Raw genomic sequence first — 642 nt, forward strand, 5'->3', positions numbered from 1 at the left:
GTTGTCGACCACGTAGGTGGCGTCGGTGAGGCTGGAGTGGTCGTAGTACTGGGGGGCGACCAGGTCGAGGGCGCGGCCGTTGTTGAGCGCGGTCACGAAGTTGATGTCGGCCTGGCGCCAGGGTGCGGGGGGTGTGGTGATCGCGAAGCGGGGCCCGTAGGTGGCCTTGAGTTGTTGCGAGACCCAGACGGCGTTGGGGATGTTGGCCTGGATGAGGCGTTCTTCCTCGATGTTCCAGTCGATGCCGTCGAATCCGCCCAGGCTGCGGTGGATGCGGTGGATGGAGGCGAGGAAGGCTTCTCGGCGGGCGTTGGTGGTGATGTCGAGTGCTTCACCGGCGCCGCCGATGGAGAGGATGACGGCACGGCCCTGCGAGCGCAGGTGGGCGATGTCGGCGACCAGTTCGGCGTGGGTCTGGTTGGACTGTTCGAAGAAGACCGAGCCGTCGGTGCCGGGCTGTCCGCCGGTGGGGCGGGCGGAGAACAGGTAGACGGTGTTGTAGGCGGCGGGGACGTCACGCAGTCGGGGCGCACGCCAGTAGGTCCAGTAGCCACCGACGACCTTGCTGGGCAGACCCATCTGCTCTCCGGTGCTGGGCGCCGGAGCCGGGGCAGGCGCCGGGGCCGGAGCAGGCGCCGGGGC

General features: G+C 69.0%; 1 protein-coding gene. It reads right to left on the reverse strand.

All coding sequences use genetic code 11. The annotated features are described in order from the left end of the window. The coding region (locus ACERMF_RS17730) for a glycosyl hydrolase family 18 protein (RefSeq protein WP_373670481.1) at window positions 1-579 on the reverse strand (579 nt) is incomplete at its 3' end. Window positions 580-642: the final 63 nt, after the last annotated feature.

Origin of the sequence: Egicoccus sp. AB-alg6-2, assembly GCF_041821025.1 — a bacterium.
Lineage (GTDB): Bacteria > Actinomycetota > Nitriliruptoria > Nitriliruptorales > Nitriliruptoraceae > Egicoccus.